At 71.8% G+C, this 16099-nt stretch carries 18 protein-coding genes; 11 read left to right on the top strand and 7 right to left on the bottom strand.

The annotated features are described in order from the left end of the window. Positions 1-504, top strand: coding sequence for a hypothetical protein (locus tag ACZ7OU_RS01360; RefSeq protein WP_470253894.1), 504 nt, complete (start codon positions 1-3; stop codon positions 502-504). A 127-nt stretch (positions 505-631) separates the two neighbouring features. Here the strand turns inward: ACZ7OU_RS01360 and ACZ7OU_RS01355 are convergent, their stop codons facing one another. Together ACZ7OU_RS01355 and ACZ7OU_RS01350 are read right to left on the bottom strand one after the other, a co-directional pair. Further along, positions 632-1243 carry a TetR/AcrR family transcriptional regulator gene (locus ACZ7OU_RS01355; protein ID WP_470253893.1) on the bottom strand — a complete coding sequence of 204 codons (612 nt, stop codon included), beginning with the start codon at positions 1241-1243 and terminating at the stop codon, positions 632-634. A gap of 15 nt (positions 1244-1258) precedes the next feature. Next, positions 1259-2077: a class I SAM-dependent methyltransferase gene (locus ACZ7OU_RS01350; RefSeq protein ID WP_470253892.1), complete on the bottom strand. Its 819-nt coding sequence runs from the start codon at positions 2075-2077 to the stop codon at positions 1259-1261. A 191-nt stretch (positions 2078-2268) separates the two neighbouring features. Between ACZ7OU_RS01350 and ACZ7OU_RS01345 the strand changes: the two genes are divergently transcribed. Then, positions 2269-2856, top strand: a complete 588-nt coding sequence (locus ACZ7OU_RS01345; RefSeq protein WP_470253891.1) for a dihydrofolate reductase family protein — start codon at positions 2269-2271, stop codon at positions 2854-2856. Here ACZ7OU_RS01345 and ACZ7OU_RS01340 read toward each other — a convergent pair. Next, positions 2846-3700 (bottom strand): sigma-70 family RNA polymerase sigma factor, encoded by an 855-nt coding sequence (locus tag ACZ7OU_RS01340; RefSeq protein WP_470253890.1) that lies wholly within the window; start codon positions 3698-3700, stop codon positions 2846-2848. The two genes, ACZ7OU_RS01345 and ACZ7OU_RS01340, sit on opposite strands and share 11 nt — an antisense overlap. 64 nt (positions 3701-3764) lie before the next feature. Between ACZ7OU_RS01340 and ACZ7OU_RS01335 the strand changes: the two genes are divergently transcribed. Continuing rightward, entirely contained in the window at positions 3765-4772 is a 1008-nt protein-coding gene (locus ACZ7OU_RS01335) for an alkene reductase (RefSeq protein ID WP_470253889.1), read from the top strand. Here the strand turns inward: ACZ7OU_RS01335 and ACZ7OU_RS01330 are convergent, their stop codons facing one another. After that, positions 4773-5108 (bottom strand): VOC family protein, encoded by a 336-nt coding sequence (locus tag ACZ7OU_RS01330; RefSeq protein ID WP_470253888.1) that lies wholly within the window; start codon positions 5106-5108, stop codon positions 4773-4775. 49 nt (positions 5109-5157) lie between these two features. Between ACZ7OU_RS01330 and ACZ7OU_RS01325 the strand changes: the two genes are divergently transcribed. Next, the gene (locus tag ACZ7OU_RS01325; protein ID WP_470253887.1) at positions 5158-5793 is read left to right on the top strand and encodes a hypothetical protein; all 636 of its coding nucleotides are present in this window, start codon (positions 5158-5160) and stop codon (positions 5791-5793) included. A 78-nt stretch (positions 5794-5871) separates the two neighbouring features. Then, complete coding sequence (locus ACZ7OU_RS01320; RefSeq protein WP_470253886.1) at positions 5872-6306, top strand: hypothetical protein; 435 nt, start codon at positions 5872-5874, stop codon at positions 6304-6306. Position 6307: 1 nt separating this feature from the next. Here ACZ7OU_RS01320 and ACZ7OU_RS01315 read toward each other — a convergent pair whose 3' ends face one another. After that, positions 6308-7336, bottom strand: coding sequence for a C40 family peptidase (locus ACZ7OU_RS01315; RefSeq protein ID WP_470253885.1), 1029 nt, complete (start codon positions 7334-7336; stop codon positions 6308-6310). An 81-nt stretch (positions 7337-7417) separates the two neighbouring features. On the opposite strand from ACZ7OU_RS01315, the gene ACZ7OU_RS01310 reads away from it, so the two are divergent. From ACZ7OU_RS01310 to ACZ7OU_RS01290, 5 genes are all read left to right on the top strand, one after another. Further along, positions 7418-8215: a biotin--[acetyl-CoA-carboxylase] ligase gene (locus ACZ7OU_RS01310; RefSeq protein ID WP_470253884.1), complete on the top strand. Its 798-nt coding sequence runs from the start codon at positions 7418-7420 to the stop codon at positions 8213-8215. A gap of 85 nt (positions 8216-8300) precedes the next feature. Continuing rightward, positions 8301-8885, top strand: coding sequence for a PH domain-containing protein (locus ACZ7OU_RS01305; protein ID WP_470239274.1), 585 nt, complete (start codon positions 8301-8303; stop codon positions 8883-8885). After that, positions 8885-9814 (top strand): hydroxymethylglutaryl-CoA lyase, encoded by a 930-nt coding sequence (locus ACZ7OU_RS01300; RefSeq protein WP_470253883.1) that lies wholly within the window; start codon positions 8885-8887, stop codon positions 9812-9814. Before ACZ7OU_RS01305 ends, ACZ7OU_RS01300 begins: the two co-directional genes overlap by 1 nt. Before the next feature lie 107 nt (positions 9815-9921). Beyond that, positions 9922-10887 carry a TNT domain-containing protein gene (locus ACZ7OU_RS01295; RefSeq protein ID WP_470239272.1) on the top strand — a complete coding sequence of 322 codons (966 nt, stop codon included), beginning with the start codon at positions 9922-9924 and terminating at the stop codon, positions 10885-10887. Next, entirely contained in the window at positions 10887-11147 is a 261-nt protein-coding gene (locus tag ACZ7OU_RS01290; RefSeq protein WP_003105220.1) for a hypothetical protein, read from the top strand. Before ACZ7OU_RS01295 ends, ACZ7OU_RS01290 begins: the two co-directional genes overlap by 1 nt. 43 nt (positions 11148-11190) lie before the next feature. On the opposite strand, the gene ACZ7OU_RS01285 is transcribed toward ACZ7OU_RS01290, so the two are convergent. Beyond that, on the bottom strand, positions 11191-14436 hold the full coding sequence (locus tag ACZ7OU_RS01285) for a GH92 family glycosyl hydrolase (protein WP_470253882.1): 3246 nt from the start codon (positions 14434-14436) through the stop codon (positions 11191-11193). 136 nt (positions 14437-14572) lie between these two features. Then, positions 14573-15358, bottom strand: a complete 786-nt coding sequence (gene hisN, locus ACZ7OU_RS01280; protein ID WP_470239270.1) for a histidinol-phosphatase — start codon at positions 15356-15358, stop codon at positions 14573-14575. A 42-nt stretch (positions 15359-15400) separates the two neighbouring features. Between hisN and ACZ7OU_RS01275 the strand changes: the two genes are divergently transcribed. Further along, positions 15401-16096, top strand: coding sequence for a response regulator transcription factor (locus ACZ7OU_RS01275; protein ID WP_155549497.1), 696 nt, complete (start codon positions 15401-15403; stop codon positions 16094-16096). The last annotated feature ends 3 nt before the right edge of the window (positions 16097-16099 follow it).

The raw sequence follows: 16099 nt of genomic DNA, 5'->3' as shown, positions 1-16099 counted from the left end.
ATGGACTGGTACGTCGGCCAGAGCCGCTTCACCGAACCGGGCGCGCAGTCTTCGTGGCTCGGTGACGTTCCGCGCGACCTCCCGGCGCGCGCCAGGGTCGGCTTCGCGGGCTACCTCGTGCCGGGCTGGTGCCTCGACCACGTCGTGGCGGAGGTGTGGACCGCTGACGGCTGGCGTCTGGTCGAACCCCAGCTACCGGACGACTTCGCCGACGACGACCCGGCCCGGCTCGTGGTCTCGCCGGACCTGGACGTGCCGTTCCTGCGCGGCCTGCCGTACGCGCGGCACAACCTGGTGCTCGACTTGGCCGCCCTGAACAAGCACGAAATGATCCTGTGGGACCTCTGGGGCGACCTCGACGACGCCGCGACGCTCGCCCCGGACGCCCTCGACCGCGCGGACGGCCTGGCCGAAGTCATGGCCGACGCGGACCTCGCGATCCGCAGGTCCCGCGCGACCGCCTCCAGCAGTTGGGCGCTGTCGTGCACCACCGGCCCGGCGTGACGGGGCCGCCGGTCACGCCCCGGCCGGTGAAGTCCGCGCAGGTCAGCGAGCAGCGGCGGCCGGTGGCGCGCCGCCACCCGGGATGCGTGCAGGCCGACGCCCGGGGTGCCGTGCCCCGGCGGCGGCGTCAGGGCGCGATGCCGTCGAGGGCCGCCCGGACCACCGAGTCCAGCGTGGGCGGGTCCAGGGGGCCCGTGTGCGGGAAGACCGCCGCCAGTACCGAGGCGTGGCAGTAGCCGACCAGCATGGCCGCTGTCGCGTCCACTTCGGACTCCGGGCGCAGCCTGCCGAGGGTGCGCTCCTCCCTCAGGTAGACCAGCAGGCGGTCGCGCCAGTAGCCGGATCGCTCGCTGATCTCCGCGAACCGCTCCAGCACCCTCGGCTGCCCGAGCAGGCCGCTGAACGCCGGCACGATCACCTTGTGCAGGGCGAGGCCGAACTCCAGGTGGCGGTGGAGGTTCCCCGCCACCGTGCCGTCGCCGGCCACCGGCAGGTCGCCCAGCTCCGCTTCCGTCGTGCGCACGTGCTCCAGGAGGGCCCTGGCCACCAGCTCCTCCTTATCGGAGAAGTGGTTGTAGAGCACGCCGTCGGCGACGCCGGCCATGCGCGCGATCTCGCGCACGGTCATCCCGGTCGTCCCGTGCGTGGCGATCATCTTCTGAGCGGTTTCGACCAGCAGGTCGTGCAGGGACTGGCCGTCCCGCTGAGCCGCGGCTTTCCTCGGTGACATCACCGCCATCGTAGAACCCGTGCCCTACGACCTCCTTCCCGTGACCAGCCACGCCGCCCCGCGCAGGCGGACCGCGTCCGGGCCCGCGAACGGCTCGAGCGCCGCCGTGAGGGCTTCGGTCGCCTTGGCCGCGGTCGAGGCGTCGACCAGGCCCAGGTGGTGGCGGACCGGGCCCCAGCCGGCGATGAACCTCGTCGCGTCCGGGACGTCGTGACCCCAGACCTGGTCGGCCTCGACGCGGGTGCACACCACCTCTTCGAAGCCGGCTTCGGTCAGGACCGCCGTCGTCCGGTCCGGGTCCGCGAACGACGTCGGGCCGCTGCCGTCCGGGCCCGTGGGCTGGGGCAGGTACTCCGCCATCGCTCCGAACACCTGGCCGAGGTCGGTGCCGGAGAGCGCCGCCATGCACAGGAACGCGAGCCGTCCGCCGGGGCTCAGTGCCTGCCGGACGTTGGCGAACGCCGCCACGGGATCGGCGAAGAACATCACCCCGAACCGGCTGATCGCCAGGTCGAACGCGCCTTCGGTGAACGGGTGCACCTGGACGTCACCCTGCTCGAAGCGCACGTCCGGCAGTTCTGCCGCACGCGCCCGCGCGGTCGCGAGCATCGGCTCAGACAGATCGACCCCGGTCGCGGACCGGGCCCGCGCCGCCGCGAGCCGCGTCAGCCGGCCGTTGCCGCAGCCGATGTCGAGCACCCGGTCGGCCGCGCTGACTTGGTCGAGCACGTAGTCGTTGAACCCGTTGTTCACCGCGTCGTAGCGGTCGGCGTTCGACGCCCAGTGCTCCCCTTCGTAGCCGTTCCACGCCTCGGCCTGCGCGGTGTTGACGATCCCGGTCATCTGCATCCCCTCCGCTGTGAACACGCGTTCATGAACACTCGTTCATAGTTGCGGAGACCTCGGCGCCTGTCAAGGCATCGGCCACCCCGTCGCCCGATGTCGGCCAGGTGGCAGATCTTCCGGGCGGACGTTCGCGGAAGACTTCCCATCAGCGAGGCAAACCGCCTCCGACCAGCACAAAGGGAGTCAAAATGGCCGACGTCATCGCCAACATGTCCATGTCCCTCGACGGCTTCGTCGCCGACCCGGAAGACCGCATCGATCACCTGTTCGAGTGGTTCGGCAGTGGAGACGTCGAGGTGCGCACAGCCGTCGAGTGGGCGACCTTCAAGACCTCCGAGGCCAGCGCGAAGATGCTGCGGGCCGCCCTCGACAACATCGGCGCGCTGATCACCGGCCGCCACCTGTTCGACATCACCAAGGGCTGGGGCGGGCAGCACCCGATGGGCGTTCCCGTCTTCGTCGTCACCCACGAGGCGCCGGCGGACTGGCCGCACCCGGACGCGCCGTTCACCTTCGTCACCGACGGCGTCGAAAGCGCCGTCGAGCAGGCCAAGAAGATCGCCGGCGACAAGAACGTCGCGGTCGCCAGCACCAAGATCGCGCAGCAGTGCCTCAACCTCGGCCTGCTCGACGGCATCCAGGTCGACCTGGTCCCGGTGCTCCTCGGCGAAGGTGTCCGGTTCTTCGAAGGCCTCACCGCGACCACCGCGCTGACCGGCCCCGAGGTCGTCGAGGGGACCGGCGTCACGCACCTCTCCTACCGGATCAAGCGCTGAGGAGCGCGACGTGCAGCGCGGCGAGCCGGGCGGGGTCGGCGATCACCTCGTACGCCGCCACCCGCCCGCCCTCGACCGTCACGGCGAGGGCGAGCAGCAGCCGGCCGCGCGGGGCCACGACGACGCCGACCGCGCCGTCCACCAGGGCCGCTTCGGCGAAGTGAGCCCGTTTCCCGAACACCTGCGTCTCCTCTGCCACGGCACGGGCCCCGCGTGCCACGAGGGCCGCGCCGACCGGCAGCGCGGCCGCGTCGGCGTGGCGGACGACGTCGGGGGCCAGGACGTCCAGGAGCTCGTCGAGGTCGCCGCCGCGGGCCGCGGCGAGGAACGCGTCGACCACCCGGCGGTGCCGCGTGAGGTCGGCCGGGGGCAGCGGCGACGTGCCGCGGACGCGGTGCCGCGCGCGGCTCGCGAGCTTCTTCGCGGCCACCGGCGTGCGGTCGAGCACCGGGGCGATCCGGTCGAACGGCACCGCGAACAGGTCGTGCAGCACGAACGCGATCCGCTCGGCCGGGCCGAGGGCGTCCAGCACCACGAGCAGCGCCCGGCCCACCGAGTCGGCCAGCTCGACCTCGCCGGCCGGATCCGCGTCGGCCGCGAACTCCGGCACCCCGTCGAACGGCTCTTCGCGGTGGGCTTTCCGCGAGCGCAGGACGTCGAGGCAGACGCGGGAGACGACCGTCGTCAGCCACGCCGCCAGGTTGTCGACGGCGTCCACGCGGTTCAGCCGCAGCCAAGCCTCCTGGACGGCGTCGTCCGCCTCGGCCGCCGAGCCGAGCATCCGGAAGGCCAGCCCGCGCAGCCTGCCGCGTTCGGCCTCGAACTCCCCGGCCAGCTCGTCCATCGGTCACCTTTCGCCCGCACCCACCGTCGCACTCCCGACGAACCACGGCGACCAGAGGTGACTGATGAGCTTGCTGACCCCGGCCGACCTGGGCGGATGGCGCCTGCCGAACCGCGTCGTGCTCGCGCCGACGACCCGCGCGCGTGTTCCCGGCGGCGTGCCCGGCGAACCGCAGGCCGCCTACTACGCGGAGCGGGCCGGCGCCGGGCTGATCGTCACCGAAGGCACCTGGGTGAGTGAACGGGCCGTCGGATTCCTCGACGTCCCCGGGATCTATGCCGACGAGCAGGTCGCCGGGTGGCGGCCGGTCACGGACGTCGTGCACGCGCTCGGCGCCCGGATCGTGGCGCAGCTGTGGCACACCGGCGCGGTGTCGCACCCGGACTTCCTCGGCGGCGCAAGGCCGGCCGGGCCGTCGGCGGTGAACCCGGAAGAGTCCGTGCACACCGCTTCGGGACGGCGTCCGACCGTGACCCCGCGCGAGATGAGCGTGGCCGAGATCCAGGCCGTCGTCGCGGATTACGGCACTGCGGCGGAGAACGCGCGCCGCGCCGGCTTCGACGGCGTCGAGATCGCGGCCAACGGCGTGTACCTGCTCGCGCAGTTCCTGCACACGCGGTCGAACCGCCGCGCCGACGCGTACGGACGGTGCCGGCGCAAGCTGCTGCTGGAGGTCGTGGATGCCGTGAGTGCCTCCGGAATCGCTGTCGGGGTAAGGCTTTCGCCGTGGTGGACCGGCGGACTGTTCACTGTGGACGAACCCCTGCGCGCCGAGTACGACGAGCTGGTCGCCGGGCTCGACGTGGCGTACCTCCATCTCCGCGGGCCCGACGTCGGGCCCGACTTCGCCGGCTTCGCGCGCTACCGACGACTGTTCGGCGGCTCGCTCATCGTCAACAACGGCTTCGACCGCGACTCGGGGAACGCCGTGGTCGAAGCCGGGATCGCCGACGCGGTGTCCTACGCCCGCCACTTCGTCGCGAACCCGGACCTGGTGACGCGGTTCGCGCTCGGCTTGCCGTTGGAAACCGCCGATCCCGCGACGTACTACGGCGTCGCGCTGTCCGGGTAGCTATTCCGGGCACCACACCGCCAGCTCGCTGCCGCCGGGCTCGCGGAAGTGGAAGCGACGGCCGCCGGGGAAGCCGAACGGTTCCTTCGTCACCTCCCCGCCGGCCGCTTCGACCGCGGCGCGGGCCGCCGCCAGGTCGTCCGTGCGGATCGTGACCAGGGGCGCGCGGGCTTGCTCGGCCGCGTCGGCCTGGAAGCCGAAGGTGAGACCGGGCGCGCGGACATCGGAGTAGGTGGGCCCGTACGACGTCACCTCCCAGCCGAAGGCGCGCGCGAAGAACTCGCCGGACGCGGTGGCCGACGTGGACGGGAACTCGGCGAAGTCGACTTCGTACATGTCCGAGAAGCTAGCGGGGACCACCGACAAAAACGCTAGCCTGGGCGCCATGGATCTCGACGACGCGGTCGTGCGCCTGTGCGCGGAGGGCATGCAAGCCGAAGCGGCGGGCCGGAACGAGGACGCGCACGCGCTGTTCCGGCAGGCGTGGGACGCGGCGACCGACGACTACGGCGCCTGCGTCGCGGCGCACTACCTGGCCCGGCACCAGACGACCCCCGAGGACGTGCTGCGCTGGAACCAGGAGTGCCTGGAGCGAGCCGACCGCGTGGGCGACGAGCGGGTGCGCGGGTTCTACCCGTCGCTGCACCTGAACCTCGCCCGCGCGCACCAGGAGCTCGGCGACGCCGACCGCGCGCGGGAGCACTACCGGCAGGCGGCCACGCGCCTCGAGGACGCGCCGGCCGGGCCGTACCGGGACGGGATGCGGTTCACGATCGCGGCCGCGCTGCGTCCGGCGCCGCAGGAGGACGACGCGCTGACCGAGCTGCTCGGCAAGCTGTGCGAGCGCAAGGACTTCCGGGCGCTCGGCGTCCTGCTGCCGCCGTACCTCGGCGACCTCGGGACGGCGGAGGACCGGACGGCGCTGCTGACCGCGGTGCAGATGGTGCGGCTGGGCCAGTCGCTGCCGGAGGAGGAGGCCGCGCTGCTGGCCCGTGCGACGGGTCAGCTGACGGGCGCCTGAGCAAGATCGGCCGGATGGCGGGCCGCTCCGGCCGGAAGACCGATCCGGCGGGAACGGCCCGGCGGTTGACTCGTCCCCATGAACACGAGCGTGAAGATCGCCGGGCTGGGGATCGCCGGAATGCTGATGCTGTCCGCCTGCGGCCTCCAGGAAGCGGTCAACGAGAAGACGAACGGCCACGTGAAGGACGTCGGCTACGACACCGGCACCGAGGGCAAGAACGACGGCGACGCCAAGCTCCCGAGCTGGGTCCCGGACCAGGCGTCGGACGTCACGGAGGCCATCCGCACGACCGGCACGGAACGCATCCTGCGGTTCACCGCCACCGCGCTCCCGGCGACGTGCACGCCGAGCCCGGCGTCGAAGACCGCGGCGACGCTGACCGCCGACTGGTGGCCGAAAGGCGCGGAGACCCGCACGACCCAGGTCTGCGACGGCTGGCACGTGCTCAAGGAAGGCGACACGGTCTACGCCTTCAAGCCGGAGACGGTCGCTCAGAACACCACGAGCTGACTCAGGCCGGGCGGCCCGCGCCCGCGTAGTCGTCGCCCTTCGAGTGGTACGTGTGGATCTGGATCGCCTGGCCCTCGGTCGGGGCGTTGATCATCAGGCCGTTGCCCAGGTACAGCCCCACGTGGTGGATGCGGGTCGACGGGCTGCCGTAGAACACCAGGTCGCCGAGGCGGGGCTCCTGCATTGCCGGCACCGGCGGGAGCGCCCGGAACTGGCTGTCCGCCGTGCGCGGCAGGGACACGCCCGCGCTGTCGTACGACGCCTTCGTCAGGCCCGAGCAGTCGAAGCCCGCCGCGCCCGCGTCGGGTCCGTTGCCGCCCCAGACGTACGGGAGGCCGAGCTGGCCCAGCGCGAACCGGGTCGCCTGAACTCGCGGCGACGAGGCCGACGCCGGGTCCAGGGAGAGCGTCGCGTACAGCTGGGCGTTGCCGAGGACGCGCTGGCGGAACAGCTCGGTGTCGCCGCCCGGGTGGTACGCCGCGATGGCTTTCCACCAGCCCTGACCGGCGCCGAGGTCCGTGCCGCCCGCGCACAGGGCGCGGCCGGCCGCGACCGGGGCGTCGGAGCCGTACTTCTTGCTCTGCGCCGCCGTCAGCCCCAGGAGGTTCTCGCCGCCGCGGCCGTGGTTCGACGCCGCCGAGCCGACGCCCGCCAGCGTGACCCACGAGAGGTGGCACGACGGGTCTTCGTTCCGGAGCGTCAGCTCGCCGTTCGCGTAGCCGATCAGCGCGTCGGCGGGGATGTCGAGGGGACCGGCCAGCTGATCGGCCCACTGCTGCAGCGGGCTCTTGCCGCCCTGGCCGGACGCGCCCTGGCCCGGCTCCTGCGCCTTCACGGGTGCGCTGACTTCGAGGACCGACGGGCCCGACGCCGCGTCACGGGCCACCGGCAGCGGAGCCGGCGCCGCGGCGGGCTCCGGCGACCGGTCGGCCAGCAGCCAGCCCGCGGTGACCAGACCCGCGACGAGCGGCAGCGCGACGAGGCCGCGCAGGGCCGCGCCACGAGCCCAGGAGGCCGGCTTGGTCGTCACGGGGTCCAACTTAGAAGAGCGCACCTCTTAGTGAACGACTGAGTAGCTTGCACGTTAGGGGGACTCCCATATGGTGGACACATGCCCGAGATCGACGCTGCCCGCCTGAGCGCGGCGCTCAAGGATCGGTACGCGAAGATCGACGTCGTCGAGCGTACCGGCTCCACCAACGCCGACCTGCGGAAAGCCCTCGACGAAGGCGCCGAGGACCGGACCGTTCTGCTGGCCGAAGAGCAGACCGCGGGGGTCGGCCGCCGGGCCCGGACGTGGAGTTCGCCGAAGGGCGCCGGGCTGTACCTCAGCGTGGCGCTGCGGCCGGGCGTCCCGTTCACGGCGCTCGGCTCGCTCTCCATCGTCGCCGGGCTCGCCGTCCGGGCGGCCGCGGCCGGTGTCGGGGTCGACGCCGTGCTCAAGTGGCCCAACGACGTCCTCGCCGGCGGCGCGAAGTGCGCCGGGATCCTCGCCGAGGCCGTCGCCGGGGATCCGCCGTCGCTCGTGCTCGGCATCGGCCTCAACGTCCTGCCCCTCGGCGACGTCCAGCCGGGCCCCGGCGGCCTGCCCGCGACGTCGCTCGCGGAGCTGGGCGCCACGAACACCGACCGCACCGACGTCGCGATCGCGCTGCTCACCGAGTTCGACGACCTGGAGAAACGCTGGCGGCTCGCGGGTGGCGACCTCACCGAGGCCGGCCTGCTGGGCGACTACCGCGCCCACTGCTCGACCCTCGGCCAGGACGTCGAGGTGCAGCTGCCGGACGGCACGTCGCTCGTCGGCCGCGCGGCCGACATCGACGCCGCCGGGCAGCTCCAGGTCGACATGACCGGCGGCCAGCGGCACACCGTGTTCGCGGGTGACGTGGTCCACGTCCGCCCGGCCTGATTCTTCGGGGCGTTGCACTCACCGGCCGGGCGTCTCGCCGGTACGGTGAAGCGACATCGCCGCACCGACCTTGGGAGCGTCCGCCGTGGCTTATCCGGACGAGTTGCTCAGCGAGCAAGAGCACGTCGTGGTGCACAGTCACCCGCATTTCAAGATGCTGATCTTCCCGTTGCTGGCGTTCCTGGTCACCCTGGGCGCCGGCATCTGGCTGGCGATCCTCGCCAAGGACGCCGGCTCGCCGTGGAACACGGTCGGGCTGATCGCCATCGGGGTGGTCGCCCTCGTGCTGATCGTGTGGCTGTTCCTGGCGCCGCTCGTGCGCTGGCGGACCACCCACTTCATCGTGACCACCGACCGCCTCATCGCCCGCGAAGGCGTCCTGAAGCGCACCGGCATCGACATCCCGATGGGCCGGATCAACAGCGTCCAGTTCGAGCACGACCTGCTCGACCGGGTCTTCGGCTGCGGCACCCTGATCATCGAGTCGGCGTCGGCCGAGCCGCTGCGGTTCGAGGACATCCCGCACGTCGAGAAGGTGCACACGGTGATCTACCGCGAGGTGAACGACAACCCGTACGACGACTACCGGGCGGGTGGCCAGCAGCCCCAGCAGACCGAGCCGCTGCCGCCGCAGGGCGGGCACCCGCCGCGCGGCGATCGACGCCGCTGATGGGCACGCGCGAACTGGGTCTGCCCGAACGGGTCCCCTCGACGGGTGAACTCCCGGAGCGGATCACGATCTGGGAGGTCGGCCCGCGGGACGGCCTGCAGAACGAGAAGACGATCGTCCCGGTCGAGGTCAAGCTGGAGTTCCTCGACCGGCTCGCGGGCGCCGGCCTGACGACGCTGGAGGCGACCAGCTTCGTGCACCCCAAGTGGGTGCCGCAGCTGGCCGACGCCGAGCAGCTGCTGGCCGGGCTGGATCGTCGTGAAGGCGTCCGCTACCCGGTGCTGGTGCCGAACGAGAAGGGCCTGAACCGCGCCCTCGACGCGGGGGTCGAGCACATCGCGATCTTCGCCAGCGCGACGGAGACGTTCGCGCGGAAGAACCTCAACTCGTCGCTGGACGAGCAGTTCGCGATGTTCGAGCCGGTCGTGACGCGGGCCCGGGAAGCCGGCCTGGACGTGCGCGGCTACCTCTCGATGTGCTTCGGCGACCCGTGGGAAGGTGCCGTGCCGGCGAAGCAGGTCGCCGACGCCGGCCGCCGCCTGCTGGACATGGGGTGCTCGCAGCTTTCGCTGGGCGACACCATCGGCGTCGCGACCGCGGGCCAGGTCGAGAACCTGGTCGGGCTGTTCGGCGATGTCGGTACTTTGGCCGTGCACTTCCACGACACGTACGGTCAGGCTCTGGCCAACACCCTGGCGGCGCTCCGATGTGGAGTGTCGACAGTGGACTCTTCGGCCGGCGGGCTCGGTGGCTGCCCGTACGCCGAGTCGGCCACGGGGAACCTGGCCACCGAAGACCTGGTGTGGATGTTGGACGGCCTCGGGGTGGCCACCGGCGTCGACCTGGACACGCTGGTGGCGGCCAGCACGTGGATGGCGGGACAGCTCGGGCGCCCGAGCCCGTCCCGCGTGGTGGCCGCGCTGAGCTGACCTCGCCCGCACCCGCTCGTGCGGCATGCGGTATCAAGGGGGACCGGCAGCGACGCGGCCGCGTCGAAAAGAGTGCCCGCGGGCACCGACCGAGCCGGAGGATGGGTGTGACCGAGCCTTCCGAGGCGGGCTCCGAACCGGTCGAGGCCGACCTCGACACCGGGCCGATCCGGCTGCCTGAGTACGGCCTGACGGATTCCGGCGCCTTCGAAGAGGCGCCGACGCCGCCCTCGGGCAACCCCGCGGCCTGGCCGCACGCGGTGTCGCCGCTGCTGCCGCCGTTCCCGCTGCCTCCCGCACCTCCGGCGCCGGTGCCGCCGGCGCCCGCCGGGCCGCCTCCGCCGGTGGCCGGGCCGCCGCTGAGCCCGGGCTCGCCCGCGCCACTGCCGCCGCTCGGCTCGCCGCGCAAGGAGCGGGAAAGCGTTGTCGCGCTGTTCCTGGTGCACATGTTCCCGATCGGGCACCTGCCGGTCGCGATGGACCGGCCGGCGCGGCAGCTGCCGCTGCCCGAGGACGATCCCGAAGGCTTCGGCCCGAACGACCACCCGGACGCCCGGCTGATCTTCGACGACCAGGCGCTCACGAACGTCACCGCCGGCTTCCGCCGGTCACCGACCGCGCCGCCGCGGCCGGTGCCCCGGCACCTGACCGACGGCTACGTCCCGTACGCGCGGGCGACGCAGGCCGTGTGGATCCGCCGGTTCGTCGTCGGGCACAGCGAGCTCGGGCCCGAGTACGCGTGGCCGCCGGGCGACCACTACCCGGAGGGCAGCCTCGAGCCGGCCGAGCCGGTGATGGTGCCGATGAACATCGTGCTCGACCGCTTCGGCCCGGCGCACGGGCGCGTGTTCTTCGCCGACGGCACGCCCTTCGCGGAACGCTCGCTGCCGCCCGGGATGCTGGACGCCGAGTACCGCCGGTACGTCGTCGTGCGCGCCGTGCCGATGTGGCGGTCGGAGACCGCGAACTGGTTCGGCCAGGTCGGCGGGGGTACCCGGTACCGCGCGCTGCTGGCGGCGGACGAGCTCGTGACCCTCGGCTACCTCGCCGAGGCCAAGGGGGAAGAGGACTGATGAACACCCAGTCGATCCAGCGCTGGCTCGGCGTGCTGGGCGTGCCGCCGGAGGTCGTCTCGCTCGGCGCCGAGGTCGACAACGCCTGGTGCCTGATGCAGGGCGAGGACGAGGCGTGGGAGGTCTTCTGGCGGGAGCAGGGCAACCGCTACGACTGGGCGCGGTTCACCAGCGAGCAGGTCGCGTGCCACTACCTCTTCGGCCGGCTGGCCTGGGCGCAGGTCGCCCGCGGCGCCGTCGGCCTGCTGCCCGGGTCGTGAGTGAGAAACAGTGTTCTAACACTGTTTCTCACTCACGACCTGCTCAGGACACGGCGTAGGTGAACACGTGCGCCGCGCCGGCACCCGTCGACGTCGGCAGGGTGATGCTGCGAACCCGCTTGGCCGGGTCCAGGGCGATCGGGGCCGTCGCGAACAGGTACGACGTGTACGGCCGCGACAGCCGGAACATGTACCGCGGGAACGCCGAGTTCACGTACGGCACCTTCGCGACGACCGTGTTCCCGAACTGCGGCGTCTCCTCACCGCCCTTCAGCAGCCACTCCGACAGGCCCAGCGCACCTTGCCGCGTCGAGCCGTCGGTGTAGGTGACGGTGACGCTGCCCTGTGCGTCACCACCGGTCGCCGAGCCGAGGAACGACAGCTTCGTCGCGCCCGCCGGAGCGTCGACCGCAAGCGTTTGCCCTGAGGCGATCACGTTGTCCGGCGATCCCGCCGGGCTCGACGGCCAGGTGAACTCGCCCACCTTCGCGCCCGGCTTGACGCCGCTCGCGGCCAAGCCCTGCGCGGAGTAGGCGAACTGGCCGGGGTAGAGGTCGGTCTCGCCGAAGTCGCCGTACTGGACGAACCGGTCGTCCGTGACGCCGACGTTCGTGTTCGCCGCGTGCAGCGTCCCCGGCTTCCCGACCGTCACCGGCAGGGACGCCGGCAGCTGCCCGGCGAACTCCACCGGCACGCTCGTGAACGCGTCCGGCGACCCAGCGGCGGCGGTGACCTTCACCTGCTGCGACGCGGTCCCGTTCGGACCCACCGTGAGCGTCCCGCTCGACGGCGTCACGGTGATCCCGGCCGGCGGCTTCGCGTGCCAGGTCACCTTGCCCTGGCCGGTGATGCCTTCGGCCGTCACCGTCGCGGTCGTCGAGCCGCCAGGAGCGACGACGACGCGGCCCGGGCCGACGCGGCCGCGCACCGGCACCTCGCCGTCGCGGAAGGACGGCGGCGCGTCGGACTTGGCCGAGCCCCACGACGTCGGCGAGGTCCCGAGGGTGAAGTCGAGCCGTCCGCCGTTCACCGCGAAGGACTCCGGCAGCCACGGCTTGGTGCTCGCCTGGCCGTTCACCTTCAGGCTCTTCACGTACTTCACCGAACTGGACGCGCCGGGCGCGGTGATCGTGGTCCGCTGCCCGGTCGCCCGGGTGAGCGTGATCTTCGGGAACATCGGGCTGGCCAGCACCATCTCGGCGCGGCCGGGCGCCTCCGGGTACATGCCGAGCGCGGCGAAGACGTACCACGCCGACGTCGCGCCGAGGTCGTCGTTGCCGGGCAGGCCGTCCTCGGAGGGCTTGAACAGCAGCTCCGCCGAGCGGCGCACGATGTCCTGCGTCTTCGACGGCGCGCCCGCGTACGCGTACTCCCACGGCACCTCGAACGACGGCTCGTTCGACATGAACGCGTACGGCGAACTCGCGTCGCTGTTCAGCTTCGTGAAGAAGAAGTCGAGACGCTTCTTCACGGCGTCGTCGCCGCCCATCGCGTCGAAGAGGCCGCGGACGTTGTACGGCACCATCCACGTGTACTGCGCCGCGTTCCCTTCCTGGTAGCGCATTTCCTCGTACTTCGCCGGGTCGAACGGCGAGAGGAACTGACCGTCGCGCAGCCGGGTCTGCAGGTAGCCCGTCGCCGGGTTGTAGACGTTCTCCCAGTACTGGGCGCGCGTCATGAACTGCTGGTAGGTGTTCTGCTGGCCGAGCCGCTGGGCCAGCTGCGCGATGCCGAAGTCGGCGGTGGTGTCCTCGAGCATGTCCGAGACGTTGTTGGGGTGGTAGCCCAGCGTCTGGTAGTCGGACAGGCCTGGGCGTTCGAGCGCGCGTTCACCGGCCTGCTGGACGCGCGTAGCGCCGTTGACCATGGACTTCAGCGCTTGGGACGCGTCGAAGTCCGTCGCGCCGAAGGCGTATGTGCTGGCGATGATCGAGTGGTACGGGTCGCCGCCCATTACGCCCATGAAGTCGTTGTTCTGCGACCAGCGGTCCCAGATCCCGCCGGCCTGGTTCGCCTGGTTGTACATCGACTGCGCCATGTCGGCGGCCTCGTGCGGAGCGAGCATCGAGAGCAGCTGGACCTCGTCGCGGTAGGTGTCCCAGCCGGAGAAGTTGGCGTACTGCGCGTGGCCCGGCTTCGTGCGGTGGATCGCCTTGTCGAAGCCGGCGTAGCGACCGTCCACATCGGAAAAGACGTTCGGCTGCAGGAGCGTGTGGTAGAGCGCGGTGTAGAACGTCCGTGTCGCCGCGTCCGTGCCGCCTTCGACGGTGATCTGCCGCAGCCGGTCGTTCCAGGTCCGGCGGGCGTTGTCCTTGACCGTGTCGAAGGAGTCCTGCCGCTGTTCGGCTCGCACGTTCGAGCGAGCGCCGTCCGCGTCCACATAGGACAATCCGACGCGCACCTGGACCGGTTTGGCGGGGTCGAAGGTCAGGTAGGCGCCGGAGCCGCCGTCGGCGGTGACGACCTGCTTGTCCCACGTGTCCTTGCTGAGGTCGCCGCCGCGGGCGCTGGTGCCGCCGGGGGTCACGGTGGCGTTCTGCCAGGTCCCGGACGTCGCGAACGGCTGGTCGAAGGACGCCGAGAAGTAGACCTTGTACGTGTTGGGGCCGCGGCAGAAGTGGCCGCTGGAGACCCAGCCTTCGACGGTTCGCTTGGCCGGGTCGACGGTCACGGACGCGTCGTCGCTGCCCATCGCGGACTGCGCGACGTCGATCAGCAGCGTCGCGGGGGAGTTCTTGGGGAAGGTGAAGCGGCCGATGCCGGAGCGCTGGGTCGCGGTCAGCTCGGTGGTGATGCCGGAGTCCGTCGTCACCTTGTAGTAGCCGGGAGACGCCGATTCGTTGGCGTGGCTGAAGGTGGGGAAGTACTTCGTCGCGTCCACGGCCGGTGAGGTCGTCAGGTTCCCGGCGAACGGGAGGAACGGGACGTCTCCGGCCGCGCCGCCGCACCCGGCGCCGTTGAAGTGGGTGAGGCTGAAGCCGCGGAGCTTGTTCTCTTCCCAGGCGTAGCCGCCGTCGCGGTCACGGGCGTAGTAGCGGCCCTGGCCGGCGGGCGGTTTGGGCTGCAGCGGGGTGTCGGGGCTCCACTGCACCATGCCGAAGGGGACGTCGGCGCCGGGGAAGGTGTCGCCGGCGTAGGTGTTGGTCTCGGGGGTGTCGCCGGCCTTCGCGCCGACGAACGGGTTGACGTAGGCGGCGAGGTCGCGGTTCTCGGGTGCGGCGGTCGCCGGTGTGGCCGCGATGGCCGTGAACAGGGGAATGACCAAAGCCGCGGTGACGACTCTGCGCATGCTCTTCCTCCCGGGGTGAGCGGGGCACCCAGGGCTGACAACGTTGTCAGGAGGCGGGGGTGACCCGGCGAGCACTGGGAGTGAACCACCGGTGGTTCAGACCGGTCAAGAAGTACCCGCCGGGCGGCCTATCCCGTCAACGCTTGAGGATTCCCAGCACGTCGTCGTGCAGCAGGCCGTTGGTCGACAGCGCGCTCCCGTTGTCGTACCGCCCGGCGCCGTCCAGGTCGCTGAACCGCCCGCCGGCCTCGGTCACGATCACCTGCGCCGCCGCGACGTCCCACGGGTTCACGATGCACTCCGCCGCCACGTCCATGGCGCCCTCGGCCACCAGCACGTGGGACCAGAAGTCGCCGAACGCGCGGGTTTCCCAGGACGCGTCCACGAGGTCCAGGTACTTCTCGCGCGAGTGGTACGTCGTCCACGAGTTCAAGTCCGTCGTGGACAGATAAGCGTCCGAAAGGGACGAGACGCCGGAAACCGACAGCGGCCGGGTCCCGGCGGAGTCGGACGAGAACGCGCCCGAACCCGTGGCCGCCCACCAGCGACGGCCCAGCAGCGGCGCGGTGATCATGCCGACCACCGGGTCGCCGTCCGACACGAGGGCGATCAGGGTCGCCCAGACGGGTACACCCCGGAGGAAGTTCTTGGTGCCGTCGATCGGGTCGAGCACCCACGCGCGGCCGGTCGCGGCGGACCCGCCGCGCTCCTCGCCGAGCACCGCGTCGTCCGGGCGTTCGGCGGCCAGCAGGGCGCGGATCGCGTCCTCCACGGCGGTGTCCGCGTCGGTCACGGGGGTGCGGTCGGGTTTGCGGTCCACCCTCAGGTCCAGGGCGCGGAACCGCGCCGTCGTGATCGCGTCGGCGGCGTCAGCCAGCCGGGTGGCGAGGGCCAGATCATCTCCGTAGCCAGGCACGATCACGATGGTTTCACGCCTCCGAGCCGTAGAGTTGGCCAGGTGAGCATGGTCCTACTTGCCGAAGACGATCCGGCCATCGCCGAACCGCTCTCCCGCGCCCTCGAACGTGAGGGATACGAGATCCACGTCGTCACCGACGGCCCTTCGGTGCTCGACGCCACCGCCGCCCAGAGAGTCGACCTGCTCGTGCTCGACCTCGGGCTGCCCGGCATGGACGGCCTCGAGGTCTGCCGGCGCCTGCGCGCCAACGGCACCGAGCTCCCTGTCCTGATGCTCACCGCGCGCACCGACGAGGTCGACTTCGTCGTGGGCCTGGACGCGGGCGCCGACGACTACGTCGCCAAGCCGTTCCGGCTCGCCGAGCTGCTCGCCCGGATCCGCGCGCTGCTGCGCCGCCGGGTGCCGGAGGTGCTCGAAGCCGGCGGCGTGCGGATGGACCTCGGCGCGCGGCTGGTCACCGTCGACCTGCACGAGGTGCAGCTGGCGAACAAGGAGTTCGAGCTGCTGCGCGTGCTGATGAGCCGCGCCGGGCAGGTCGTGAGCCGCGACGAGATCCTCGCCGAGGTCTGGAACGACCTCGAGTCGAAGACGTCCAAGACGCTCGACATGCACATGTCGTGGCTGCGGCGGAAGCTCGCCATCGCCGCCGACGAGGCCGCCGGGCGCACCAGCAAGACCCACGACGGCGAGCGGCGGATCGCGACCGTCCGCGGCGTCGGCTTCCGGTTCAACGCCGAATAAGCC

It is taken from the genome of Amycolatopsis sp. NPDC114505 (assembly GCF_055633615.1).
Note: the sequence above shows the minus strand (reverse complement) of the source record. Positions and strands in the feature narration are given on the sequence as shown.